The organism is Pseudoalteromonas sp. SR43-7, assembly GCF_014163785.1.
Classification (GTDB): Bacteria; Pseudomonadota; Gammaproteobacteria; order Enterobacterales; family Alteromonadaceae; genus Pseudoalteromonas; species Pseudoalteromonas distincta.
The window spans coordinates 31,202-55,278 of record NZ_JACJDY010000028.1; the positions used below are offsets into that span (position 1 = coordinate 31,202).

The 24,077-nt window shown below is 39.7% G+C and carries 21 protein-coding genes and 1 pseudogene; 14 read left to right on the plus strand and 8 right to left on the minus strand.

What is annotated here, in order from left to right:
- Window positions 1-104: 104 nt before the first annotated feature.
- Both poxB and H5087_RS17715 read left to right on the plus strand, forming a co-directional pair.
- Window positions 105-1,829, plus strand: a complete 1,725-nt coding sequence (poxB, locus tag H5087_RS17710; protein WP_182672888.1) for a ubiquinone-dependent pyruvate dehydrogenase — start codon at window positions 105-107, stop codon at window positions 1,827-1,829.
- Window positions 1,830-2,088: 259 nt separating this feature from the next.
- Window positions 2,089-2,334 carry a hypothetical protein gene (locus tag H5087_RS17715; protein WP_259397785.1) on the plus strand — a complete coding sequence of 82 codons (246 nt, stop codon included), beginning with the start codon at window positions 2,089-2,091 and terminating at the stop codon, window positions 2,332-2,334.
- 190 nt (window positions 2,335-2,524) lie between these two features.
- Here the strand turns inward: H5087_RS17715 and H5087_RS17720 are convergent, their stop codons facing one another.
- From H5087_RS17720 to H5087_RS17730, 3 genes are all read right to left on the minus strand, one after another.
- A complete protein-coding gene (locus tag H5087_RS17720) occupies window positions 2,525-3,751 on the minus strand; it encodes a threonine/serine exporter ThrE family protein (RefSeq protein ID WP_002960134.1) in 1,227 nt (408 codons plus the stop codon).
- Window positions 3,752-3,867: 116 nt separating this feature from the next.
- Window positions 3,868-5,097, minus strand: coding sequence for a glycosyltransferase (locus H5087_RS17725; protein WP_182672889.1), 1,230 nt, complete (start codon window positions 5,095-5,097; stop codon window positions 3,868-3,870).
- A complete protein-coding gene (locus H5087_RS17730) occupies window positions 5,094-6,089 on the minus strand; it encodes a LacI family DNA-binding transcriptional regulator (RefSeq protein ID WP_182672890.1) in 996 nt (331 codons plus the stop codon). Before H5087_RS17730 ends, H5087_RS17725 begins: the two co-directional genes overlap by 4 nt.
- Before the next feature lie 166 nt (window positions 6,090-6,255).
- Here H5087_RS17730 and H5087_RS17735 point away from each other — a divergent pair, with 166 nt between their 5' ends.
- The 5 genes and pseudogenes from H5087_RS17735 to H5087_RS17755 all read left to right on the plus strand — a co-directional run bounded on the left by H5087_RS17735 (window position 6,256) and on the right by H5087_RS17755 (window position 10,518).
- Window positions 6,256-8,718 carry a prolyl oligopeptidase family serine peptidase gene (locus H5087_RS17735; protein ID WP_182672891.1) on the plus strand — a complete coding sequence of 821 codons (2,463 nt, stop codon included), beginning with the start codon at window positions 6,256-6,258 and terminating at the stop codon, window positions 8,716-8,718.
- Window positions 8,719-8,769: 51 nt separating this feature from the next.
- Window positions 8,770-8,994, plus strand: a pseudogene (locus tag H5087_RS17740) (alpha/beta hydrolase family protein); the annotation flags it as partial.
- Window positions 8,995-9,065: 71 nt separating this feature from the next.
- A complete protein-coding gene (locus H5087_RS17745) occupies window positions 9,066-9,683 on the plus strand; it encodes a LysE family translocator (RefSeq protein WP_024595057.1) in 618 nt (205 codons plus the stop codon).
- Window positions 9,684-9,763: 80 nt separating this feature from the next.
- Window positions 9,764-10,036, plus strand: a complete 273-nt coding sequence (locus H5087_RS17750; protein ID WP_259397786.1) for a DUF2798 domain-containing protein — start codon at window positions 9,764-9,766, stop codon at window positions 10,034-10,036.
- A gap of 293 nt (window positions 10,037-10,329) precedes the next feature.
- On the plus strand, window positions 10,330-10,518 hold the full coding sequence (locus H5087_RS17755; RefSeq protein ID WP_231615234.1) for a DUF2798 domain-containing protein: 189 nt from the start codon (window positions 10,330-10,332) through the stop codon (window positions 10,516-10,518).
- A gap of 52 nt (window positions 10,519-10,570) precedes the next feature.
- On the opposite strand, the gene uvrA is transcribed toward H5087_RS17755, so the two are convergent.
- Complete coding sequence (gene uvrA / locus H5087_RS17760) at window positions 10,571-13,129, minus strand: excinuclease ABC subunit UvrA (RefSeq protein WP_182672893.1); 2,559 nt, start codon at window positions 13,127-13,129, stop codon at window positions 10,571-10,573.
- Between the two features lie 255 nt (window positions 13,130-13,384).
- On the opposite strand from uvrA, the gene H5087_RS17765 reads away from it, so the two are divergent.
- The 3 genes from H5087_RS17765 to H5087_RS17775 all read left to right on the plus strand — a co-directional run bounded on the left by H5087_RS17765 (window position 13,385) and on the right by H5087_RS17775 (window position 16,397).
- On the plus strand, window positions 13,385-13,789 hold the full coding sequence (locus H5087_RS17765; protein ID WP_182672894.1) for a hypothetical protein: 405 nt from the start codon (window positions 13,385-13,387) through the stop codon (window positions 13,787-13,789).
- Between the two features lie 121 nt (window positions 13,790-13,910).
- Complete coding sequence (locus tag H5087_RS17770; protein ID WP_259397787.1) at window positions 13,911-14,390, plus strand: DUF7010 family protein; 480 nt, start codon at window positions 13,911-13,913, stop codon at window positions 14,388-14,390.
- A gap of 378 nt (window positions 14,391-14,768) precedes the next feature.
- On the plus strand, window positions 14,769-16,397 hold the full coding sequence (locus H5087_RS17775; protein ID WP_182672895.1) for a hypothetical protein: 1,629 nt from the start codon (window positions 14,769-14,771) through the stop codon (window positions 16,395-16,397).
- 152 nt (window positions 16,398-16,549) lie between these two features.
- Here the strand turns inward: H5087_RS17775 and H5087_RS17780 are convergent, their stop codons facing one another.
- The 3 genes from H5087_RS17780 to H5087_RS17790 form a co-directional block, all read right to left on the minus strand.
- Window positions 16,550-16,735 carry a hypothetical protein gene (locus H5087_RS17780; protein WP_182672901.1) on the minus strand — a complete coding sequence of 62 codons (186 nt, stop codon included), beginning with the start codon at window positions 16,733-16,735 and terminating at the stop codon, window positions 16,550-16,552.
- A gap of 77 nt (window positions 16,736-16,812) precedes the next feature.
- Entirely contained in the window at window positions 16,813-17,352 is a 540-nt protein-coding gene (locus tag H5087_RS17785; protein WP_169060237.1) for an NADPH-dependent FMN reductase, read from the minus strand.
- A 142-nt stretch (window positions 17,353-17,494) separates the two neighbouring features.
- Complete coding sequence (locus H5087_RS17790; RefSeq protein WP_182672896.1) at window positions 17,495-18,172, minus strand: pirin family protein; 678 nt, start codon at window positions 18,170-18,172, stop codon at window positions 17,495-17,497.
- 159 nt (window positions 18,173-18,331) lie between these two features.
- Here H5087_RS17790 and H5087_RS17795 point away from each other — a divergent pair, with 159 nt between their 5' ends.
- Window positions 18,332-19,213, plus strand: coding sequence for a LysR substrate-binding domain-containing protein (locus H5087_RS17795; RefSeq protein WP_182672897.1), 882 nt, complete (start codon window positions 18,332-18,334; stop codon window positions 19,211-19,213).
- A gap of 20 nt (window positions 19,214-19,233) precedes the next feature.
- On the opposite strand, the gene H5087_RS17800 is transcribed toward H5087_RS17795, so the two are convergent.
- The gene (locus H5087_RS17800; protein WP_182672898.1) at window positions 19,234-20,142 is read right to left on the minus strand and encodes a LysR family transcriptional regulator; all 909 of its coding nucleotides are present in this window, start codon (window positions 20,140-20,142) and stop codon (window positions 19,234-19,236) included.
- Between the two features lie 136 nt (window positions 20,143-20,278).
- Here H5087_RS17800 and H5087_RS17805 point away from each other — a divergent pair, with 136 nt between their 5' ends.
- From H5087_RS17805 to H5087_RS17815, 3 genes are all read left to right on the plus strand, one after another.
- On the plus strand, window positions 20,279-20,902 hold the full coding sequence (locus tag H5087_RS17805; RefSeq protein WP_149613366.1) for an isochorismatase family protein: 624 nt from the start codon (window positions 20,279-20,281) through the stop codon (window positions 20,900-20,902).
- Between the two features lie 142 nt (window positions 20,903-21,044).
- Window positions 21,045-22,019, plus strand: coding sequence for a transposase (locus tag H5087_RS17810; protein WP_182672899.1), 975 nt, complete (start codon window positions 21,045-21,047; stop codon window positions 22,017-22,019).
- Window positions 22,020-22,608: 589 nt separating this feature from the next.
- Entirely contained in the window at window positions 22,609-23,586 is a 978-nt protein-coding gene (locus H5087_RS17815) for a helix-turn-helix domain-containing protein (RefSeq protein WP_182672900.1), read from the plus strand.
- Window positions 23,587-24,077 lie beyond the last annotated feature (491 nt).

The following is a 24,077-nucleotide window of genomic DNA, read 5'->3' on the forward strand; positions in this document are numbered from 1 at the left end:
TCGATTCTCAATAATTGAGCGCATTTCGAAACGATGACTTACCTGATAGATCAGAGACGAAAAATCAATTTACAGAATAACTGAATATTTAGGAGTTCTATATTATGAGTCGAAATATCGCAAGTTTTATTACTAAAACCCTTGAACAAGCTGGCGTAAAACGTATTTGGGGAGTAACTGGCGATTCACTTAACGGCATTAGTGAAAGTCTGCGAAAAATGGGAACAATTGAATGGCTAGGAACGCGACATGAAGAAGTTGCCGCATTTGCAGCTGGTGGCGAAGCCCATTTATCAGGCGAGCTTGCGGTATGTGCGGGTTCTTGCGGGCCAGGTAATCTTCATTTAATTAATGGCTTATTTGATTGTCAGCGCAATAATGTACCAGTATTAGCAATTGCCGCACATATTCCTTCATCTGAAATTGGTAGTAGTTATTTTCAAGAAACCCATCCGCAAGAATTATTTAAAGAATGCAGTGTGTATTGTGAAATGGTGTCGAGCCCTGAGCAAATGCCATACCTGCTAGAAACCGCAATGCGACAAGCAATATTAAACAAAGGCGTGAGTGTACTTGTGCTACCTGGTGATATTGCATTAAAAGATATGCCTAAAGCTATCAAACCAAAATGGAACGTGCCAAAGCCAGCAACGTATACCCCCGCTTTATCTGATATTGAAGCAATCGCGACTCATCTTAATAAAAGTAAAAAAGTAACCTTATTGTGTGGTGCTGGTTGTAAGGATGCCCACGACGAAATTGTTGCGCTAGCCGAAAAATTACAAGCACCGATAGTGCATGCCATGCGCGGTAAAGAGTTTATTGAATACGATAACCCTTATGATGTTGGTATGACCGGATTTATTGGTTTTGCGTCGGGCTATCATGCAATGCAAGAAGCCGATACGTTACTTATGATTGGTACTAGTTTTCCTTATCGTGCTTTTTATCCCGAAAATACCACCATATTACAAATTGATAATCAGGCTGCGTCACTCGGGCGACACGTGCAAATTGACTGTGGCGTATTAGGAGACACAAAAAATTCAGTGACCACACTGCTTGATTATATTAAAGGTGAACGGACAAGTTCGCACTTACAAAAATGCGTTAAAAATTACAAAGAGTCTCGACAAGATCTTGATGAACTTGCCAGTGGCAAAACCTCGCAAAATTTAATTCATCCGCAATACTTAACACGTTTACTCAACGAACAAGCGACTGACGATGCTGTTTTTACTTGTGATGTAGGTACGCCAACAGTGTGGGCTGCGCGTTATTTATCAATGAATGGTAAGCGCCGCTTAATTGGATCGTTTAATCATGGCTCTATGGCAAACGCGATGTCGCAGGCAATGGGAGTTCAATCTGTTGACAGAGATCGCCAAGTCATTGCAATGTGTGGTGATGGTGGCTTTTCGATGTTAATGGGGGACTTAATCTCGCTTAAGCACCTTAATTTACCAATAAAGATTGTTGTTTATAATAATCGCTCACTTAGTTTTGTGGCTATGGAAATGAAAGCCAGTGGGTTTTTATCAAGCGATACCGATTTAGAAAACCCAAGTTTTGCTAACATTGCACAAGCCTGCGGCTTAAAAGGGATTCATGTGGATGACCCTGAAAAATTACCATCGGCAATGAACGAGATGATGAACCACTCAGGACCTGTTGTTTTAGAAGTCGATACTGCAAAACAAGAGCTTTCAATGCCACCGCAAATCAAATTAGAGCAAGCAAAAGGCTTTAGTGTTTACATGATGAAGGCGCTGATAAACGGCAAAGGAAACGAGATTGTAGAGCTTGCCAAAACTAACTGGTCACGCTAGTTAGTTACTTCCCTATTGAGTACTTTTGCTCAATAGGGAAGTATAAAGCAATAATGTCCTCTATTATTTGCTTATTGAAAATGTATACCTTTCACGTAATGTAAAAAACGTCTGACATACTTTCTTAAATATTAATAAACCATAGTGCTCTCTTGTAACTTGTTGAACTAAAATTAAAATAACATGAAGTTTGTATAGAGTAGGTAATAGTAATAACCTATAAGGTCAATTACGTGTTTATAAAAGTAGGTATAGAGCGTTGATTAAAATTGAAGACTTTTCTTTAGCATGGTGCTGGATTAGCTCATCCTATAGTGATTTTTCTAAAGATACACTAAATAAACTCAATCCATTGAGTGAAGATCAAGCAAGAGCATTAATTGCTACTACACCTATTAACTTTCCGGTCGGAGCAAAAAGATTCGACTCCACACAAGGGAGTGAGTTAACACGCCAATGGTTAAAGGGCTTAGTAAATGATTCGCAAACAGTAACAATTTGCTAGGATCAAGAAACAGCGCTTACCCTACCTTGGCTAGTTTTTTTAATTACTATGAGGTTTTTGAGTTTGACTCAAGTGCAATGTAATGAGCTAAAACACTTAGCATTGGCCTCAATTGCTACTTGGTAGTTGTTTTTAGTTTAACGTTTTACTCGCTTTACTCAATTAAAGTAAAGCGAGCGCTCAGTATCACTTACAAACTCTTTTTAGGCGGAAGAGCCACGTTTGCAAATATTAGCCCTGCAACAAGCGACATAAATATTAAAAACGTTTGCTGGCCTATATGCTCTGCGTATATAAAGTCTTGGCCTTCAATGAGTGAGTTTAAGCCAATATAGGTTTTGCTACCTGGTACTAATACAATTAAGCCTTGCATGGCCACAATAGAGGCCGGCGCATTAGCAACACGGTTAAACAAGTTACTAAATATACCCACCGATAAAGCACCTACAAACGTACCTAACGTGTAATCAAGGTACATAGCCGAGCCAATACTGGTGCCATAGGCTATAAACCCTGATGCAATAGACCAAACAGCGTGCTTAAGTTTGGTTCTAAAAATAACGATTAAGCTGCTACAAAGTAAAAATATGGCGAGCCATGCTGTCCACTTTGGTAATGGTTCAGGTTGTACAAAGTCAGCTTGCCCAAAGAGTGCAAAGCCAATGCCTATGCCAATAAAACCGCCAAAATAGAGTTTAAATAACAGCATAAACGAGTCCATCACTCTTGCTGTACCCGACACTAAATGCCGCGCTGCAAGCTCTGCTAAGCCAAGCGCAAGTGCTAAACCGGGTATAAATACAATGATGGCTGAAAGTACCACTAAGCGTATGTTTATTTCAGGTGTTATATACACGCTTACTGCACATGCAAGTATTGCCGATATTATGGCTACCAATGGCTCAAGCATATGAGCTACGCGTTTTGAGCGCCCAGACCAAAGCACAAACAAATAAACAACTAAAGTAAGAAGCGATGACCAAATAACATCAGTCCAGCTAGTACCCATTAACATTGCAAACGCACCACCAGAAGTTGCAAACGCAACGCCCGTAACAAGTTTATTGTATGGGTTTGGCATGTCGTAGATAGCATCTAGCTGGGCGTCAACTTCTTGTAAAGTTAGCTTGTCGTCAAGCATTTGGTTTACAAGGTCGTCGGTGTCGGCAAGTGAGCCTAAATCGTGATCGCCAGGGTCTACACGAGCAACATGGGTGTACTCGTCTTCGTGGCCATCAGTCCAAATAACAAACGTTACCGAAGTTGGCGACATAACAAACGACGATTTAAGTCCTAAATATGTAGCCACTTCCATTAGGTGAGCTTCTAGGCGGTAAGCAGGCGTACCATACTTGTGAAGCATTTTACCCAATTTAACGATAAATTTGCGTTTTTCTGTAAAGGTTGCAGTTTTCAAATCTTTTTGGACCAAATATTGCGATAACTAAGCTAAAAATATAGACAATACAGCTAAAACTGCCCACGTTTGATGGGCGCGATTTTAAACACTAATTGGTGTGTGTCTAGTCATTTTTAATCTAATTTTTTATTTTTTTCAGCTATCCATTGCGACATGTATTGAGTGCTGCGCATTGTATGATGTTTGAGCATTTGGCCTGTAAAGTTTTTTTTGCGATGAGCCTCTAAATCGCTACTTATTGAATCAATTTTTTTAATTAACACCGTGCTCAATTGTGCTTTATCGTAAAGCGTATTAAGGAGCGTGTTGCCATCTTGCTGCGCTTGTTCAAAGTCATTTTGATTGGTGTACATTTCAACAGCAGCATTGGCAAAGTCATCAGCGGTGTTGGCTATTTTACCAGGCCATGGTAAATCGTTATGCATGCCCTCTGCGCCAATATTAGTGGTAACGCTGGGTGTTTGCATAATCATGGCTTCAAGCAATTTACCTTTAATGCCTGCACCAAAACGAAGTGGCGCTAAACATACGCGTGCGCTTTGCATTACATCAAACGCATTATCGGCCCAGCCTTTTATTAAAAACCCTGTTTTAGGGTTATTTAGTGCCGTGGCTTTTGGTGGTGGGTAGGAGCCATAAATATGTAGTTCTGCTTTTGGGAGTTGCTTTCGAATAAGTGGCCATATTTTTTGTAAGTAAAGTACAGCATCCCAGTTGGGCGCGTGTCTAAAGTTACCTATGGTCATAAAGTGCTGGCGCTGCTCAAACGTTTTTGTACTTGTAGGCAGTGAGCTTAAATCAACCATAAATGGTAAATGGTGTAATAAGCTTGGCTCTATTTTAAATACGCTGTTTAGTAGGCTCATTTCATAACTTGAAATAATTAAGCTTAGGTCGCAGCGTAAAATAGCGGCAATTTCGCGTTTTGCTATGTCTGAGTGTAAATCGCTGGTTGTAAACTCGCGCTCACCTTTGTGCGCTTCGTGGCGTGCATTACGTAGGCATTGTAAATCTTCGGTATCGAGAATTTTAATGGCATTTGGGCAATATTTATCGACGCGCCAGCCAAATTGTTCTTCCATCATAAAACGGTCAAACATGACCATATCAGGGTTATAGGCTTTAACGTATTCGTCAAAGCTATCGCAGTTTAGTGCAATGCTTTGGCTGGTTATACCAAAGTCGTCAAGGTTTACCATGTGGTCGGTGCGCTGCGCGGGCGTTGCAAATTCAACGTCCCAGTTTTGCGCTCTAAATGCATTTAATAACGACATCATGTGCGTTCCCGCAGCAGACGAATTTGGCTCTGGCCATACGTAGCCAATTACCAGCACTTTTTTCATTGGCTAGAATCTCTAATTTGTAAGTTTACATTTACCAGTGTTTTTACTGGCGAGGCTGTATTTTGTAGTAGCTCTTGGAGTATTAAAAGGCACCGCTTAGCTATATCAGTTGTATTAATAGCTACAGTGGTTAAGTGATTATTTATAACCGCGCTATTAGGAATGTGGTGGCAACTCACTACTTTAATAGAGTGATGAGTTAATGAGTTAATAGCGGCAATAACACCTTGAGCAATAATATCGTTTGCACACACCACTGCGTTTAATGTGGGGTTGTGTTTATATGCTTCTATAAATGCATTTTTAGCGCTAAGGGCTGTGTTTACTGCGCAGTCAATGGGTGCTAATGGTGTAATGCTGTGCTGCGCGCATGCGGTATTAAAGCCACTTTGCAGTGCTTGTGAATCACTTAAAGTAAGTTCATTGCCTATAAATGCTATGTTTGTCACGCCTTGTGCGAGTATATGCATACTGGCTACGTGGCTGGCTTTTTTATAATCGGGAAGTACGCATGGCGCTGCGCTAAAGGGCACTTCACTCATTAAGGTAATTACTTTGTGCTGCGCGCTGAGCGCATCAAGCCATTTGGGGCAAGTATTAGCAACGGGGCAAATAATAAATGCAGCCGCGTTGTATTCTTTTAAGTTTTTAACTGCGTTTGCTTGTAGCTCAAGACTATTATTACTGCTTACAATCATGGCTTGTAAGCCATTGTTGTTTAACAAAAGTTGTAAGCTGGTAGCAAGGTGTGCCATAGCTGGGTTAGTTAAATCGTTTATTACTATGGCCACTAAGTTAGAGCGTTTTGAGCGCATAGCAGCGGCATCACGATTATAAACGTATCCTAGCTCATCTATCGCTTTGAGTATTTTTTGTTTACTTTTATTGCCCACTTTATCGCTTTGGGTAAGTACCAAGGATACGGTTGATTTTGATACACCAGCACGCTCTGCAACATCAAAAATGGTGACTGATTTGGCTTTGTTATGCATTGTATTTTAAGTACCGCAGTGGTGAATAAATAGCGCTGTAGTTTAGCTTAATCAGCACTATTAAGTCATCTTTTAGAGGTGTTTAACTTACCTTAATACTTTATGAACAAAGCAAAACGTGTTTATATACGCCTATAAGAGTAAAAAATAACAAAAGGATAAAAACATGAGCGCTTTTAGGCTGTTAGTTGCCTTTATTTGTTGTGTGGCATTGGTGCCAACAAGTTACGCCGAGCAGGGCTATCAAACCCCATCACCTGAACTTGCAGCATTGGTTGACGCTAAGTTAGCACCCACTAGTTACTTATCGAGCGATGGCCAGTGGCTAGCGCTTTTTGAACGCAAACGTGTAGTAACCCTTGATGAACTTGCAAAAGAAGAGCTTAAGCTTGCTGGTATTAAGCTAAACCCCGCTAATTTTTCGCGCTCTCGTGTGAGTGCCAAATTTAGTGCCGTGGAGCTAAAGCATGTTCAAAGCGGGTCGGTTATTAGCATTAACAACTTACCTAATGGCATTATCCGCTCACCTAAATGGTCATCTAATAGTAAATATTTAGCCTTTGTTGTTGAGCAACCAACCCAAGCCAACTTATGGCTTTACAGCGTTGAAACCAAACAAGCAAAAGAGTTAACTAGTGCTGCGTTAAATTCGGTACTAACTGCATCGCCATATAAATGGCTGCCAGATAGCAGCGCCATTATTGCAAATCTTGCTGTTAATTTTGGTAAACCAAGGCTTGAAAATAACAGCCAAAATGTAGTGCCTGTTATTCAACAAAGTACTGGCGAAAAAGCACCAGCACGTACTTACCAAAATTTATTAACCAGCCCGTTTGATGAATCACAGTTTAAGTTTTACGGCCAAGGGCAATTGGCTTACATAACGCTTGATGGCAATACTCAAACAATAGGTAGCCCTTCTTTATTTAAATCGTTTTCGGTATCACCTGATTCTACCAATATTTTAGTTGCCGGTATTAATGAGCCGTTTTCGTATCAAGTGCCTTACAGCCGCTTTGCAAGCACGTGGCAAATATGGGGCATGCGCGGCTATGCATTAGCAGAGCTGGCAAAACAGCCACTTGCCGATAATATTCCACAAGGCTACGACAGCGTACGCACTGGCCGCCGCGATTTTGAATGGCGAGCCGATCAAGGCGCTGAAGTTATTTGGGCAGAAGCACAAGATGGCGGTGACATGAAAACCGACGTTGAGCATCATGATTATGTTTACAGCTTACGTGCACCATTTAAACGCGAGCCTAAATTATTTGCCAAAGTAGAACGCCGTTATGCGGGAATGGAGTGGGGCAACGAAAACGTAGCAATGCTGACAGACTGGCGCTTTAGCGATCGCCAAGTACGCACCTTTGTTGTACAACCACGAGATGCCGACAAAAACCGCGTGCTATTTTCAGAGCGTAGTTACAACGATGCGTACAAAGACCCGGGTAATGCAATTTACGAGCGCAACGATTTAGGTGCAAACGTAATTAAAATTGTAGGCGGGCGTTATATTTACCTGCGCGGTAATGGTGCTTCAGAGCAAGGTAATGTGCCGTTTTTAGATAGGTACGATGTTAAAACAAATAGCAGCAAGCGTTTATGGCAATCAGAAGCGCCATACTACGAGCGTGTTCGCGCACTGCTTGATGACGAAGGTGAGCGCTTTATTACTATTCGCGAATCTAAAACTGAGCAACCTAACTTTTTTATACGTGATTTAGATAACGACACGTTAACGCAACTAACGACATTTGAGCATCCGTACCCTGCATTTAAAGGCGTAACTAAAGAGCAATTACGTTATAAACGCGATGACGGTGTTGAGCTTTCGGGCACGCTTTATTTACCACCAGGGTACGATAAAACACAAGGCCCGTTACCGGTACTTATGTGGGCTTATCCACTTGAATACAAAGATAAAGCCGTAGCATCACAAGTACGCGAATCGCCTTATGCGTTTACCTACATTGGTTATTGGGGCCCAATGCCTTACCTTGCCAAAGGGATTGCCGTGTTTGACGACCCTAAAATGCCAATTGTAGGTATTGATGGCAGCGAGCCAAACGATAACTTTAGAAAGCAGTTAGTATCAAGTGCGCAAGCAGCTGTTGATGTATTAGTTAAAAAAGGTATTGCCGATAAAAACAATATTGCCATAGCAGGGCACTCATACGGTGCATTTATGGTTGCTAACTTATTGGCTCATAGCGATTTATTTAAAACAGGTATTGCCCGCAGTGGCGCGTATAACCGCACATTAACGCCGTTTGGTTTTCAAGGAGAAGAGCGTAATTTTTGGCAAGCACAAAGTGTGTACGCAAATATGTCGCCGTTTTTCCATGCTGAAAAAATTAACGAGCCAATGCTAATGATCCACGGTCAAGAAGACCCTAATTCGGGCACTTTCCCAATGCAAAGTGAGCGCATGTACGCAGCTCTAAAAGGTTTAGGTAAAGATGCTCGCTTAGTAATGCTCCCTTACGAAGCACATGGTTACCGTGCGCGTAAAAGCTTATTACATGTGTTGTGGGAACAAGAACAGTGGTTAGATAAGTATTTGTTAAATGATACAGCAGAGCCAGTAGAGGTTATTACTGAACCCGTGGTAAGTGCTGGGCAATAGATGCTTTTTACATATGCGGTGGGGTGCAAGAATACCCACCTTCAATCTCACGGAACCTTCCCAATGCAAAGTGAGCGCATGTACGCAGCGCTTAAAGGCTTAGGTAAAGACGCTCGCTTAGTAATGCTCCCTTATGAAGCACATGGTTACCGTGCGCGTAAAAGCTTATTACATGTGTTGTGGGAACAAGAACAGTGGTTAGATAAGTATTTGTTAAATGATACAGCAGAGCCAGTAAAAGTAATTACCGAACCAGTGGTAAGTGCTGGGCAATAGTAATAAAAATGAGTAAGTAACAGCGCGGCTACTTATAGCCGCGTTTTTGCTTTTAATATGAGAGTAAATTAATGATTGATGTAGCAGCACTTGCGGTTTTTATTCCTACGTTCTTTTTTGTGTCGATAACGCCTGGTATGTGTATGACCCTTGCCATGACACTCGGTATGAGCATTGGCGTGCGCCGCACATTATGGATGATGATAGGCGAGCTGTTAGGTGTCGCAAGTGTTGCCATAGCGGCGGTATTAGGCGTTGCAAGCGTAATGCTAAATTACCCCGATGCGTTCGCTATTTTAAAGTGGGTAGGCGGTGCGTACTTAATTTATATTGGCGTTAACATGTGGCGAGCCAAAGGAAAAATGTCGGTCGATACCTCAAAACCAAGTGACGTAAGTAGGAAGTCGTTATTTACGCAAGGTTTTGTAACCGCAATTGCTAACCCTAAAGGGTGGGCGTTTATGATTTCACTACTCCCACCCTTTATAAGTGTTGAGCATGCTGTAGCCCCTCAGCTTTTAGTATTGCTTGGCGTTATAATGACCACCGAGTTTTTAAGTATGTTAGCTTACGCAACAGGCGGTAAAAGCTTACGTTTATTTTTAAGCCGTGGTGATAATATAAAATGGATGAACCGTATTGCTGGTAGCTTAATGGGGTTAGTTGGAATTTGGCTTATTTTTGGTTAGTTCAAAAAGTAGTTGATATTATCAATTAATTTGTTATGGTTGACTTTATCATCTATTTAACGATTAAGGCATGCCCAAAAATGAGTACACCCCAATCAGTAAATCCAGAAATGGTTGAGCCTAAAAAAACACCTGTAATTTATAAAATACTGGTTATGGTAAGTATTATTACTTTAATCGGCGGTACTTTAACTGGCATTATGACCTATGTGAATGTGGGGGTTACAGAACATTTTTATGCAGACTGGTTTACCTCGTTTATAAGTGCGGTATTAGTTATGGCGCCTATTGGTTTTGTAATGATGACCTTAATGCATAAGCTAGTTAATAAATTATTACTTAGGGCGTATTGACCTTTGGTGGTTGAATTTGCAGCAGTGTGTTTGGTTTTTAGGCAAGGCAGAGCCTATGTAGTCTGGTTACTCCCCATAAATAGGCGATAAAGCAGCATAAATACCAAACATGCGCTGCCCTTTGGGTTCTTTCTAGGGACGATTAACTCTTTGTTGCTCGGTTTTTACTTAGCCCACTAGGTTACAAACCTCGCGCCGTGATTTAATCGCCCCTAGATTGAACAAATTTCAATCCACAAAGATAAACACGCCCTAGTAGCGAGCTAAAACGTAATTTAGTGATTAGTGTTTTTATGGCGCTGATCATGGAGTCGGTTATGGCGTTTGTTACCGCTACTAATAATATTGGCTATGCAGATATGCGTGTATTTGTAACTGGATGGGCTGAAGGATTATTAGCTGCATTACCAATAGGTTTAACTATAATGCTGATAATGTCGGTTACGGTAAAACCTAAAATAGAACGCTTTTTAAAAAGCTAATAACAAAAAAGAGCCATTGGCTCTTTTTTGTTATTTAGTGTTTACCTGCTCTTTAAATTGCGTCATTCAAAAAAGGTGCTGTTCGGCTTATTTTAGATTGAGCTACCTCTGTAGGTTTACCTTGCGCTACAATTAAGCCGCCTTCTTCGCCAGCACCGGGTCCTACATCTATAACCCAGTCACTATTGCGGGCTACTTGCATATCGTGTTCAACCATAATGACGGTATTGCCAGCATCTACTAATTTATTTAACTGCGACATTAACATTGATACATCCGATGGATGCAGGCCTGTCGTTGGCTCATCAAGAATATAAAGTGTGTTACCGCGCTGCGCACGTTGCAGCTCGGTTGCTAATTTAATACGCTGCGCTTCACCGCCCGAAAGCTCAGTGGCAGGTTGCCCTAAACGTAAATACCCAAGACCAACTTGCATAAGTGCATCGAGTGCTCGCAGTATTGCAGGTTCATCTTCAAAAAAGGTATGCGCCGATTCAACCGTTAAATTGAGAATATCGCTTATGTTTTTATCGCGATATGTAACCTCTAGCGTTTGTTCGTTATAGCGCTTGCCATGACATACTTGGCAAGGTGAGTAAACGCTAGGTAAAAACAATAGCTCTATACTCACAAAGCCAACGCCTTCACAGTTTTTACAACGACCTTTAGCAACATTAAACGAAAAGCGACCAGCATCGTAACGGCGCTCTTTTGCTTTTTGGGTTGAAGCAAATAGTTTACGCACGTGATCAAACAAACCCGTGTAGGTAGCTAAGTTTGAACGAGGGGTACGGCCAATCGCTTTTTGATTTACAGTAATAAGGCGGCTTATATTGCTTATACCTTCAATGATTTTTCCGCTGGTGTGTGTTTGCAGCTCCTGTTCGAGTAAGTCTGCTTCGTCGGTTGGCGCTTCCGTTATTATTTTTTGCCCAAGTGCTTCGTAAACAAGCTCTACTAGTGCTTGGCTTACTAGGCTTGATTTACCAGAGCCCGAAACCCCAGTAACTGTTGTCATAACACCCAATGGAAATTCTGCATTGAGTTTTTTAAGGTTGTTACGCTCAATATCAGCTAATTTTAACCACGCTTTTGGCTGCCTTTGCTCCTTTTTTTGAGCGCTGTTTTGAGTAGACTCTTGACTGGCGTTTTTAGCAAAAAGGTGGCGACCGGTGTGCGAATTTTTTATTTTTCTTAACCCTTCAACAGGGCCGCTGTAAATAATGTTGCCACCATGCACACCTGCATCAGGACCTACATCAACAATCCAATCGGCATGTTTAACAACACTAACATCGTGCTCAACAACAAATACAGAATTGCCAGCCGCTATTAGCTCATCAAGTGCTTTTAAAAGTGCTTGTGTGTCTGCAGGGTGTAAACCCGCTGAAGGTTCATCTAACACGTAAACCACTCCAAATAATTTAGAGCGAATTTGTGTGGCAAGTCGCAACCGTTGTAGCTCTCCGGGTGAGAGCGTTGGCGTTGTGCGCTCAAGCGACAGGTACCCTAAACCAAGCATGGTTAGTGCTTCAATACGAGTGAGAATATCGCTGGCAATGCGCTGCGTAACAATGGCTTGCTCTGGATTTTTTGTATTTTTATTTACTTTGGTGTTGGCGGCATTACTTAATCTTTTAGCAAGCTCGTTTAACGTAAGTTGAGATAGCTCGCCAATATCGAGCCCTGCAAATTTAACACTTAACGATGCTTGTTTTAATTTTTTACCTTGGCAAGTAGGACACTGCGATATTTGCATAAACTGTGATACGCGCTTTTTAGTACGCGGGCTTTGGGTAGTAGCAAAAGACTGTAAAACAAAGCGTTTAGCGCTTGAAAAAGTTCCCATGTAGCTTGGATCTTCGCTATTTTTTATCGCATTTTGTGTTTGCTCATAGGTGTAATCTGGGTATACCGGAACCGTAGGTGTTTCGTCGGTAAATAAAATCCAATCACGTGCTTTTTTAGAAAGCTTGTTCCAAGGCGTGTCTATGTTATATCCAAGGGAAGTAAGAATACGGCTTAGGTTTTTACCTTGCCATGCTGGTGGCCACGCTTCAATGGCGCGCTGGCGAATAGTTTTTGTATTGTCTGGCACAAGTAGCTTTTCGGTTACTTCAAACACTCGGCCTATTCCTGAGCATTCTGGGCACGCACCTTGTGGCGTATTCGGCGAAAACGCATCGGCGTAAAGTATGCCTTGCCCTTTGGGGTATTCGCCTGCGCGTGAGTAAAGCATGCGTAGCGCGTTAGAAATAGTTGTTATGCTGCCAACGGATGAACGAACCGACGGTGCGCCACGTTGCTGCTGCAAAGCAACGGCAGGCGGTAGCCCTTCAATAGAATCAACATCGGGCTCATCAACTTGATCTATCAACCTTCGGGCGTACGGCGATACTGAATCAAGGTAACGGTGCTGCGACTCAGCAAACAGCGTTCCAAACGCAAGCGACGACTTTCCAGAGCCCGATATTCCTGTAAAAACAACCAATGCGTTACGAGGTAAATCAACGTCTACATTTTTTAAGTTGTGAACGCGCGCCCCTCTTACTTGAATGCTGTTACTGGGATCAGATAAATCCGTTGTTGAGTTTTTATGTGTGCTTGCCATACGTTTATACTCCTGTTTAATCGCGCTTTTTACTTTAAGTTAGCTTTGAATTATTTACTCTTATCACTCGTTATTACCTCAAAGTAGCGCAAGCACACTGAATGAGCGCTTAGTCTGTAGTGGCGCAGCCAAAGCGCTGGGTAAATAACGATGATTGTTTGTTTACATAATAGGTATGGAATGCGAATATAATTTAAACAGTTATTGTTATGTAATTTATTAGGTAATTTACTAGGTAATAAAAAGGAACTCACAATGAAGAAAGCCTTAGTGATCATTTTATTGGTGCTTTCGTGGGCAAGCCAAGCCGACTCTATCAAAGCGCTAAATGTTGACCGTGCAGTACCAAATAGCATGCACTTATCGTTTGCAAACGATAGCAACATAACCCCTAAAAAAGGGGATTTTAAAATCGTTAATTATGTATTAATGAGCAATGAAGAGGGCGAACGCTGGGCTGTTATAACGCTAACTAACTTATCGTCGGGCAATCGAGAATTAGGCGAGGAGCACTTACTTGCACTTTTTGCTGACGGCAGCCGATTTATGCCAATGGAATTTAAACTCGGTTTTAAAGGCAACGAAACACAATCGGTAACTGTATCGTTTGCTGATTATAAATTCCCTATTTTAAGTGTGTATTCGAGTAACGATTTGTAACTAATAACGATGCGATAATATTAAATTAGGGATATTTCTAAAATTAAGGATTTTTATGAAGTTTGAAGATGCGCAACAAAATATGAACCTCGCATACTTCGGTGGTGGAACCGGTGTATAAGTGTCTGGCTTGGTTTGGTGTATAGCTGGTTTTGTTGCATTACTGCATTCAAATCAATCGAGTATGCTTACTTTGTTTTTTGGTGGTATGTTTATACATCCTTTAGCCATGCTACTTTCAAAAGCTCTTAAACGCTCTGGCAATCATGACCCTAAAAACCCATTAGGTAAATTGGCCTTAGAAAGCACTATTATTTTATTTGTTGGTTTGTTTTTAGCGTTTTACGTAGCAAAACTTCAAGCTGAATGGTTTTATTCAATAATGCTGATGATAATTGGTGTTCGCTATTTAGTTTTCAACACATTATATGGCATGAAAGTGTACTGGATTTTAGGTGCTTCGCTTATGTTTTCTGGCATGTTGTGTATTGTATTAAATGCCAATTTTGTAATTGGCGCCTTTATTGGCGGGATAACCGAAATAGTATTTGCGCTAGTAATATTTGCCCAGTCGAAACGTATGGTTTTAAAAACAGAATAACAAGCTCTTATAATCGCAAAAATAGTGTGCTGTTGGAGTTACCCTTCAGCTTGGTATATAGCAAAGGTTTTTAAAGTATTGAGTATTTGCAAATAGCATGTATCCATTAGTCGGCTTAGAGCGAGAAGCAGACGGTCGAGTAAACTCGTTTTTGGACAATTATGAGTTAGAGTCAAAGGACGGTTCTGTGCCATAAGCTACCTTTTAAAAGCTATTTATCAAATCAATGACTATTACCACATTGATTTGTATCAAGAGAATAACGTTGGACGCTTTCCCTAAAGTAATACATGTATATATACAAAGAGCTATGTGTTAATTTAATTTTTACTTAGAAACAGAGATATAAATAAGTCGTATCAATAAGGATATTGAATAATGTCACTACAAGTCATCCAACAACATATCTTAGAATTTTTAAATTCCAGTGAGCCAGAAGTCCTTGCCATTAGTGGTGCTTGGGGAGTTGGTAAAACTTTTGCTTGGAATCAAGAGCTAGTCAACTGTAGAAATGATAAAACGTTAGCTTTTGGTAAGTATTCATACGTCAGTTTATTTGGAGTCAACTCTTTAGAAGTATTGAAGGCAACCCTATTCGAAAACCTCATTGATAGCTCTTTGATAGGATCAGATCCGAGCTTGAAATCGTTAAAGGATAATACTGTTAGTATGAGTAAGTCCCTCGGACAAAAAAGCATAAAGCAAATTAAAAACTTGCCATTTTTAAAAAATGCTTCTTCAGTACTCGATGCAATGTCTTATATGTACGTGTGCAACAGTTTAATCTGTATAGACGATCTTGAAAGGAAAGGTAATGCACTCAGCTCTAAAGATATTCTTGGCATAGTGTCTCAATTGAAAGAGCAAAAGAAATGCAAGATTGTTCTCTTACTAAATGAAGCAAGTATTTCTGATAGCACAGACTACAAAGAATTTAAGGAAAAAGTGATAGATAAGGAAATAACTTTTAATCCTACTCCGTCAGAATGTATCGACCTAATTATCCCTAATGAATTTGAGTGGATCGAAACAGTTCGTGAGTGTGCAGAAACCCTTAGCTTAACAAATATGCGAGTGATTTCTAAAGCATATTCTCTAATTTCAAAGTGCTTACAACATTGTGATGACTTAGGGCCAGAAATATCTAGACAAATTTGTCTCTCTATCACCTTGTTCACTACGAGCTATTACTGCTCCAGTTCAAATAAACGCATACCGCCCATCGATTTTCTTACAGCCAATTCATTTATTAGATTGTCTACGGAAGAAACCGACGACCATAAAAAGTGGAGAGGTTTATTGGTTGCATATCAATTCACCTATGTAGACGACTTAGATAAAGCACTCTTTCAAATAGTTGAGTCTGGATTTATCCATGTTGAATCTTTTAAAGCCATAGCCAAACAAACCAATAAAAAGTTAATTGAATCTAATCAAGAGAATGCCTTTCGTGAAATCTGGAAAGAGTTTTACAACTCTTTTTGTGAGGAGGCGAACTTTATTGAGCGTTTCATGCTAATTACAACAAATGCAATTAGCTCAATAAGTGCTGCTAATTTAAGTAGTTCTGTTCGACTGCTGCGAGAGCTAGGGCAACAAAGTAAAGCTTCCGACCTGATAGCGGTTTTTGTCTCAAAAAACCTAGATCTAGGACGTTTAAATTATCTCGATAAGTATGATGACTTTGGTGATGAAATTGATAATGAACTAATCGAAAGTGTTACAGCAGCACTAAATGATTCCCCTAACTTGGAACCCACCAGAGAATTCCTGATTAGAGTATGTACAAGTTATGATACTAGTGAAGAAGATAAGGCGAGAATATCTCAAATCAAGGAATCAGAGTTCTATGATTTCTTTAAAAAAGAAAGCGGAGAACCCTGGAGGAAATTATTAAAACAGTCATCTGGTGAACATGCTGAAGCAAATGCCAAATCGGCTTTGAAGAAAATCGCGCGGGAGTCCAAGCTAAACGAAATACGACTAAAAAGGCTTGGATTAGATTAGAAAAGTACTACCAAGATTTGCAAGAGAGTAGATGTCCGTTGTTCGTTCTTTTGACGCATTCGTCTAAACACGTTTTGGGGCAGAAAAGAGTTACGGCTGATAGTCGGCTTATGGCACTTTTCCGAAGTTCAGCTTTGAGCTTAAAAGGTCATTTAGAGTAACGTAGTAAGTCGGGTTGTCTCTGGTGAATTCATTATTTTGTCGGATGGCGTGGCTTTGCCACTTATCCGACCTACGTCAAAAGGTAGGTTGGTTAAGCCGAAGGCGCCACCTAACAGAGTTTCAGATGCACGCCTTGAATGTTTTTTACCACTTTTACGACGTTCAACTGCTAACAATGAGTAGACCGTGAAAACTTATGATAGCTGGCGTCAATATTTGCTCTTGATGATTTTGCTGGCTAACACTTAGCCGATTAAAGTGAGGCAGTAAAGTCGGTTATAGCGCTTGTGAGTTCTTGCTCTTTTTCCACATTTAATTTTCCATCTACAAAGTAGTCGTAGAAACTACCTAAGCTAAATGAACCTCTAATATCAGCTCCCCAAAATGGCATTATTTGACTTAATGTTTGTATATTGGTCGCGCCCCCTCGAGGACCTGGTGATGTACTTAATAAAAACACAGGCTTATTTGTTGCAAACATTGGGTTTTGTAAGTCACCTAAACGAGATACCCAATCAAATAAATTTTTAAACTCTGCAGGTATTGCACCGTTATGCTCCGGAGATGAAATAATAAAAGCATCGTGTTGCGCAAATAAAGTACGTATTTGCTTAGCGGCATCTGGATGGCCTTCACTTTCTTCTCTGTCTAAACTAAAAAAAGGCATTGGGTAATCTCTAATATCTAGCGTGGTCACTTCATGACCTTCAATTTTGCTTGATGCCAACTCTAATAATGTTCTATTGATAGAGTTTTTACTATTACTTCCCGATACGGTTAGTATTTTTTTCATTATTTAAATTCCTATATATCAAGGTTGCTTACTTAATTTAAGGGCCACCTTGTTGGTATGCTAAGTTATTTTGAACGCTGCGCTAAATTAAACGTAGCTTCGGTTTTGTTTATTGCTATTAATATTAGTCGTGATAAAGCTTTTAGCTTGCTTTATTTAAGTAAATTAATGATAAATGAACCTCATCGCTAAGCGCTGTAAAATCTAATTTATCGTCACGAATTAAATCACCGTCTTTTACTTCAACACCATTTACAATAGCTTCACCACCGGTAACATAAGCAATAAATTCGCCTTCGTGAGTGATATTTTGGTTTTTACTGATTAGACCAATTTCGATTATAGTCTGACTATCTAGTGTGTCTTGTTGAGATTTGGCACCACCGTACACTCGCACCATTTCGTCTCTTTTTAAGTCAAAAAAGCTATAACTTGCAGGCTCACCTGATTTTTCAGGTAAAACCCATAATTGCAGCATTCTGTTTTCTACATCGTCTGGGTTAATCTCGTTATGAACAAAGCCTTCGCCGCCTGCTAGCTGTGCTTGCACTTGATTAGCATGCATCGATTTCCCATTTTCCATAGAGCCTTTATGTTCTATGCGTCCCTCAAGCATAACCGAAATAACATCTAATTCTTGATGAGGATGCATACCTGTTTCGCCTTTAGGTGAAAAGCGTGCATCAGCTAAATATATAAAGTTACCAAGTCCATTCCATGTATCATTTCGTCCGCCAATTTTATTATCAACGACAAGGCGTGTTTCTTTTAACCCTGCAAATCCGCCTCTATGTAATGAATCTTTGTGTAATACTTGCATTTTAAGCTCCTGATCTATTATTAATTGAAATAAAAGAATCGAAATGTTCTGAATTTTTAAACTATGAATCTATTATAGACAATATAATTTGTAGTTAAATTGAGTTACATTGATAAATAGGTTCGAATATACTGAACAATTAAATTTGATGGTGAGCTAATGAAATTATCCTTAGATGCGTGTGAAGTACTAGACGCAATAGATAGAAAAGGCAGCTTTGCAGCCGCTGCGGCTACTTTATATCGTGTGCCATCAACAATTACCTATACGGTGCAAAAGTTAGAAGAAGATTTAGGTATTATTGTTTACCGACGCGAGGGAAGAAGAGCTATTTTAACGCCTGCGGGTAAGGTATTACTTGAGCAAGGTAGAGAGTTATTAAAAGCAGCTCAGAACATTGTTGAAGTAGCTAAACAAGTAGACAGGGGCTGGGAGTCCCGCATTACCATTGCCATTGATACTATTTACGATATAAATGAACTATACGAGGTTGTTGCAGAGTTTTATAAACTTAACACAGATGTTGAAGTAAACATTATAGAAGAAGTATTAGGGGGTAGCTGGGACGCGATTATTGAAAATAGAGCTGATTTGGTTATCGGTGCACCTTTTCCAGATGTGAATACTCAAGGGATTAAATTTGAAGAAATTAAGCGCGCAGATTGGCAGTTTGTAGTCGGTAAAAGCCACCCTTTGCTAAAATATAAGCTTCCTCTATCTGAGGAGGATATAAAACCATATCATTCAATTGTGATCAGGGACTCTTCAAAAAAGTTGCCTCCGATGACGCACAGGATATTCGAAAAACAAACAGTGATGCGTGTTGCCACATTAGAGCAAAAAATAACAGCGCAGGTAAAAGGTTTGGGCGTTGGTTTTTTACCAACACATCGAATTATAAATCAACTGGAGGTAGGAAATTTAATCCCTTTACCAATTAATAAAGATGCACCGGTAACACCTTTGTTCCTTGGTTGGCGGACAAACAATAAAGGGAAAGCTACAAGATGGTTTATTAATAAACTGCGTAAGAGTCTGTAATTTAATATCAAAGCGCTTATTTATTTTATACAGTCATCCCAATAAGGTGTGTTTTCAAAACTAGATATTAAATATTCAATGAATGCTCTTACTCGACGAGAAAGGTGACGATTTGAAGGGTAAACAGCATAAGCGTTTTCATTGCCCCATATGTACTTTGGTAATAAAGGCACCAAACGTTTATCTTCGATGTATTTATACGCAATAAAGCTCGGTAAAATACAATATCCAATGTCGTTTGAAATTAACTCTGCAATAAAATCTCCGTTACTACATGAGTGAACTATTTGAGGTTTTATTTTACCTGCATGACCCGTGGGATCGGTGTAGTGAAGATAGTCGTTACTCAGCATGTAGCCAACCATTGGTAATGATTCTAAATCGCTTGCTGTTTTAGGCACGCTGTGCATATTTAAAAAATTTGGGCTGGCAACCGGAATAAGATTAAGCTTAAATAACTTTCTTGCAATTAGTTGTGAGTCTTCTAATACACCTATTCTTAACGCAATGTCATAGTGCTCTTCAATAATGTTTATGCGTCTGTCATCTAGATTGAGCTCTATTTTTATATCGGGGTGATTATTAATAAATGTTTTAACAACATTACCAAGATGGGCAACCCCAAAAGATAAAGGGGCTGCAATGCGAAGTGTACCCGTTAGTTTTCTATTTTCATTAGTGACCAAAGACTCCACTTCATCTAAATCATTTAGCAGTCGCAGGCATTGTTCGTAATATGATTTCCCTGTGTCGGTTAGGCTAAACTTCCTAGTTGAACGATTAAAAAGCTGAATATGAAGTCGAGACTCAAGATCGTTTAGACGCCGGCTAACTGCAGATTTTGCAATATCAAGCTTACTTGCAGCATGGCTAATGCCACCAGAATCTACAATTTGTACAAAAGTCTTCATCTCTTCATATTTGTCCATAGCCTTGCGTCTTCTCTTGTTCTAATTTGGAGAACTATTATTTCTTCAGTACGATGTTTTTGTCAATAACAAGAACACGTATTATCTAAATCGTAGTAACCCAACACGTTAATAAATTAGATAGAGGAACATAAATATGACAACCCAACATTATCCTAATACTCGTTTCACTCCAGAAAATAGCGCCATATTATTAGTTGATCATCAAACCGGCTTATTACTTGGAGTTAAAGATTTAGACCAAGATATGGTGCGTCGTAATGCTGCGACTCTAGCCAGAACAGCTAAGATGTTTAATTTACCAGTAATATTAACAACATCTGCAGAAGATGGACCGAATGGACCATTAATTCCACAAATTACAAATGAGTTGCCTGATGTAAAAATAATTCAACGTACTGGTGAAATCGATGCGTTTGATTATCCTGAGTTTGCTGATGCAGTAGAAGCAACAGGTCGTAAAAATCTTATTATTGCGGGCATATCGACTGATGTTTGTTTAACGTTTGCAGCATTGAGTGCCGTTGCTCGTGGTTATAATGTTCATGCGCTAATTGATGCGTCAGGCACGTGGAACGATGCAGCACAAGCAACATCAATTGCTCGTATGTCAGCCGCTGGTGTAACTATGAACTCTACAGTTGGTATTACAGCTGAGTTACAACGTGATTGGAAAAACCCAACAGGTGAGCAACTTGCAGGGCTATACGCAGATCTTGCAATTCCGTTTTATCAAACATTAATTGCGCTTCGCTCTTAATTTGTATCGTTGGCCTATCATATTCACTGGTAGGTCAACAGTTTAAGTCAAAAACAATAGAATAGACACCCACTCTAAATTTTGCACTTTATGAAAAGAAGTACTAGGCTTTATTTAGTGTAAAAAACAAGCAGAGTGTCTCATGGCTATCGCAAGAAAGCGTCAAATAAGTTTGGTTGATACAAAATATTACCATTGTATTTCACGCTGTGTTCGTCGTGCATTTTTATGTGGCGAAGACTGTTTTACAGGCAAATCTTACGAGCACCGCAGAGGCTGGGTTGAAGATAAGCTGCTTGAATTAGCGAAGGTATTTTGTATTGATGTATGTGCTTACGCTGTTATGAGTAATCACACCCACTTAGTACTGTATGTTGATGATAAAAAAGCGAATCGATTAAACGATAAAGCGATTATCATTCGCTGGCATAAGCTCTGTAAAGGCACTGTACTTACGCAAAAATATGTACAAGGTGAAAAGCTAAGTAAAGCCGAACTTATCTTTTTCAATCAAACAGTAAACGACTACCGCGAGCGCCTATCCAGTATTAGTTGGTTTATGCGATTACTAAATGAAGATATTGCCCGCAGAGCGAACAAAGAAGATAATTGCACAGGTAGGTTTTGGGAGGGACGTTTTACGTCCCAAGCACTTCTGGATGAAGCGGCACTTGCTGCTTGTATGGCGTATGTCGATTTAAACCCAATTAGAGCCAAAATGGCTAACACCCCAGAGGAGTCAGACCATACCAGCATCAAACAGCGTTTAACGTATGTAAAGGATGGCAAGCAACCAAAACAACTACTGCGCTTTGCAGGTATGCCACGTCAAATTATGCCAAAAGGGCTGCCGTTTAAGCTTAAATCGTACCTTGAACTTGTTGAGTTAACTGGACATTGTATACGAGAAGACAAACGAGGTTATATTGAAAGTTCGCACCTACCCTTACTCGAAAGAGTGAATATATCCCCCGAAAACTGGTTAAAACTCACCACACAATTTACGCGTGTATTTCATGGTGCAGTAGGCAGGCCAAGTTCACAAGCAAGTTACTGTGAAAATTTAAACAGAAAGCGACGGGCGAATATCAGTAACTGCGAAAAGCTACTTGCATAAAACTTAAGCTACTCAGTAAAACTATTCAGTAATAAATCACAACTGCACCATGCAGCCATTTTTATGCGTGTGATTTAGGTTTAATAGAGTTAATGACTTATTTAATAGGTGAAATGAAAGTAATCCAGTAGGAAAGGTAAATTTTTAACCTAAAAGATAAATTTTATGACACAGTTTGGTATGTATAATTAAAGTGGCTGTCTAGTTTCGCCGGTCGCTTTTTTTGAGGAGGTTTAACTATGGATGCCCTAGTTATGCTATAGGTGATTTTAGCAATTAAACACTAAACTATTCCCTAAGCGAGTGACAAAATTGGATCAAACGGGCACCTTTAAAACTTTTGGGCTGGAAGACCTGCCTGATGGGGAAATTTTGCCATAGATTGACAGCTTAGTTATATTTAGGATGTCTAATTTGGTTCGACTCTCAAAATGAAAAACTAACTTGCTAGCACCAAATAAAATGTTTAAATTTAGCTGTTTAACCTAATTGCAACCGCTGGTTGACAAATTAACAACTTGACTTGCTAGTCTGCAACTACCTGACTTTCTATGCTTACCGCTCAACAACAAATGAAGGAATGAACTTTATGATTTTAGCAGAAAAGATTGTTAGATTAAGAAAACAAGTTGGTTGGTCGCAGGAAGAATTGGCTGAAAAGATGAATGTTTCTAGGCAGTCAGTGTCTAAGTGGGAAAGCACTAATAGCATACCTGATTTAAATAGGATAATTATGTTGGCGGAGCTTTTTGACGTGTCTACTGACTTTCTACTAAGAGATGAGAATGAAGCTTTTGATTCTCATGATGAAAATAAAAAGCCTGATATCATTCAATTTAGTTTAGAACAAGCAGCAAAATATATTGAAAATAAGATGGAAGTGTCAGCCTTAATCACTAAAGGAGTTATACTTTGTTTATGCTCAGTAGTACCTTTGTTTTTCTTCTTGGCAATGGCTGAAACCAATCGATTGAACCTGACAGGCAATATCGCAGCAGCGATAGGAGTTGTGTGTATTGTAGTTATGGTCTCTATGGGAATAAATTTTTTTCTCAGAGCCAACCAATATAAAAGCGATATAGCGGTAATAGATAATGAAGCATTTGAATTAGCCTATGGTGTACACGGTGTTTTCAATGAAAAATTAACAAAGTTCAGACCTACCTATAATCGAAGATTATCGTTGGGTATATTTATGTTCATTATCAGTTTTGCACCTCTTATGTTTGCTAGTATGCTTTTCAGAGGCCCAAGTATAACTCTAATGATGCTAATTGTGCTTATGCTCATCATAGCCGCTGGGATATACATTGTGTCTCCTGTTGCGGCTAAATACGAGGCTTATAACAATATTCTAAAAGATGGGCCTCTAGGTACCGTAAAGAGTAGACGTGTAAAACGTGCTGAAAAACTCGCTGCATTCTACTGGCCTTTGCTAATCGCTATCTTTCTTGGTTGGAGCTTATGGACTATGGATTGGGGCGTAACTTGGATAATTTGGCCTGTAGGGGCTGTATTTTTCGCTGCACTGGTTGGATTAATGGAGTTGCTGGATAAAGAAGAGTGATGAACATGATATGCATCTTTATCAGCGATACAAAAACCTAATCTTAACCAGTAACTTTCTAATATGGCAGAGATTAGGGGGATACAAATAAGTCATCTAAATATAAATACTTGAACAACCGCTATGCTGGCATTTACGATCATCAATCTAGACCTAAATTCAAATACTATAAATGGCACTTTAGCGAAGTTCGGCTGTGAGCGTGAGGCAGACTGTGAGAAATTATGATGTATGAAGTCAATACTCGTCTCCTTGGTTATTACATTTTATGAACGTTCGTTACGAGCGTTCATGTTTTTTACTTTATATAAATGAATTATACCCTATGGTAAGCTTTTAAAAGCATTGTCAATGCTCTTAAGCTACATTGTATTAGTTCAGACAAGATCTGACACTTCAACTTGAAAAAGTGAGAGTTACCCGTTTTGATAAAAGGTGTCGAATCTTTAAATCAAAACATATAAGAGGTAACTCTCATGCTACATACTAAC

Excerpts from the sequence above, each read along its gene's own strand:
- H5087_RS17800 (WP_182672898.1), bottom strand. The coding sequence starts at position 20,142 with ATGGACAAATATGAAGAGATGAAGACTTTTGTACAAATTGTAGATTCT.
- H5087_RS17810 (WP_182672899.1), top strand. The coding sequence starts at position 21,045 with ATGGCTATCGCAAGAAAGCGTCAAATAAGTTTGGTTGATACAAAATAT.
- H5087_RS17730 (WP_182672890.1), bottom strand. The coding sequence starts at position 6,089 with ATGCATAACAAAGCCAAATCAGTCACCATTTTTGATGTTGCAGAGCGT.
- H5087_RS17795 (WP_182672897.1), top strand. The coding sequence starts at position 18,332 with ATGAAATTATCCTTAGATGCGTGTGAAGTACTAGACGCAATAGATAGA.
- H5087_RS17775 (WP_182672895.1), top strand. The coding sequence starts at position 14,769 with ATGTCACTACAAGTCATCCAACAACATATCTTAGAATTTTTAAATTCC.
- H5087_RS17745 (WP_024595057.1), top strand. The coding sequence starts at position 9,066 with ATGATTGATGTAGCAGCACTTGCGGTTTTTATTCCTACGTTCTTTTTT.
- poxB (WP_182672888.1), top strand. The coding sequence starts at position 105 with ATGAGTCGAAATATCGCAAGTTTTATTACTAAAACCCTTGAACAAGCT.
- uvrA (WP_182672893.1), bottom strand. The coding sequence starts at position 13,129 with ATGGCAAGCACACATAAAAACTCAACAACGGATTTATCTGATCCCAGT.
- H5087_RS17755 (WP_231615234.1), top strand. The coding sequence starts at position 10,330 with ATGGCGCTGATCATGGAGTCGGTTATGGCGTTTGTTACCGCTACTAAT.
- H5087_RS17735 (WP_182672891.1), top strand. The coding sequence starts at position 6,256 with ATGAGCGCTTTTAGGCTGTTAGTTGCCTTTATTTGTTGTGTGGCATTG.
- H5087_RS17815 (WP_182672900.1), top strand. The coding sequence starts at position 22,609 with ATGATTTTAGCAGAAAAGATTGTTAGATTAAGAAAACAAGTTGGTTGG.
- H5087_RS17790 (WP_182672896.1), bottom strand. The coding sequence starts at position 18,172 with ATGCAAGTATTACACAAAGATTCATTACATAGAGGCGGATTTGCAGGG.
- H5087_RS17805 (WP_149613366.1), top strand. The coding sequence starts at position 20,279 with ATGACAACCCAACATTATCCTAATACTCGTTTCACTCCAGAAAATAGC.
- H5087_RS17725 (WP_182672889.1), bottom strand. The coding sequence starts at position 5,097 with ATGAAAAAAGTGCTGGTAATTGGCTACGTATGGCCAGAGCCAAATTCG.
- H5087_RS17750 (WP_259397786.1), top strand. The coding sequence starts at position 9,764 with ATGAGTACACCCCAATCAGTAAATCCAGAAATGGTTGAGCCTAAAAAA.
- H5087_RS17765 (WP_182672894.1), top strand. The coding sequence starts at position 13,385 with ATGAAGAAAGCCTTAGTGATCATTTTATTGGTGCTTTCGTGGGCAAGC.
- H5087_RS17785 (WP_169060237.1), bottom strand. The coding sequence starts at position 17,352 with ATGAAAAAAATACTAACCGTATCGGGAAGTAATAGTAAAAACTCTATC.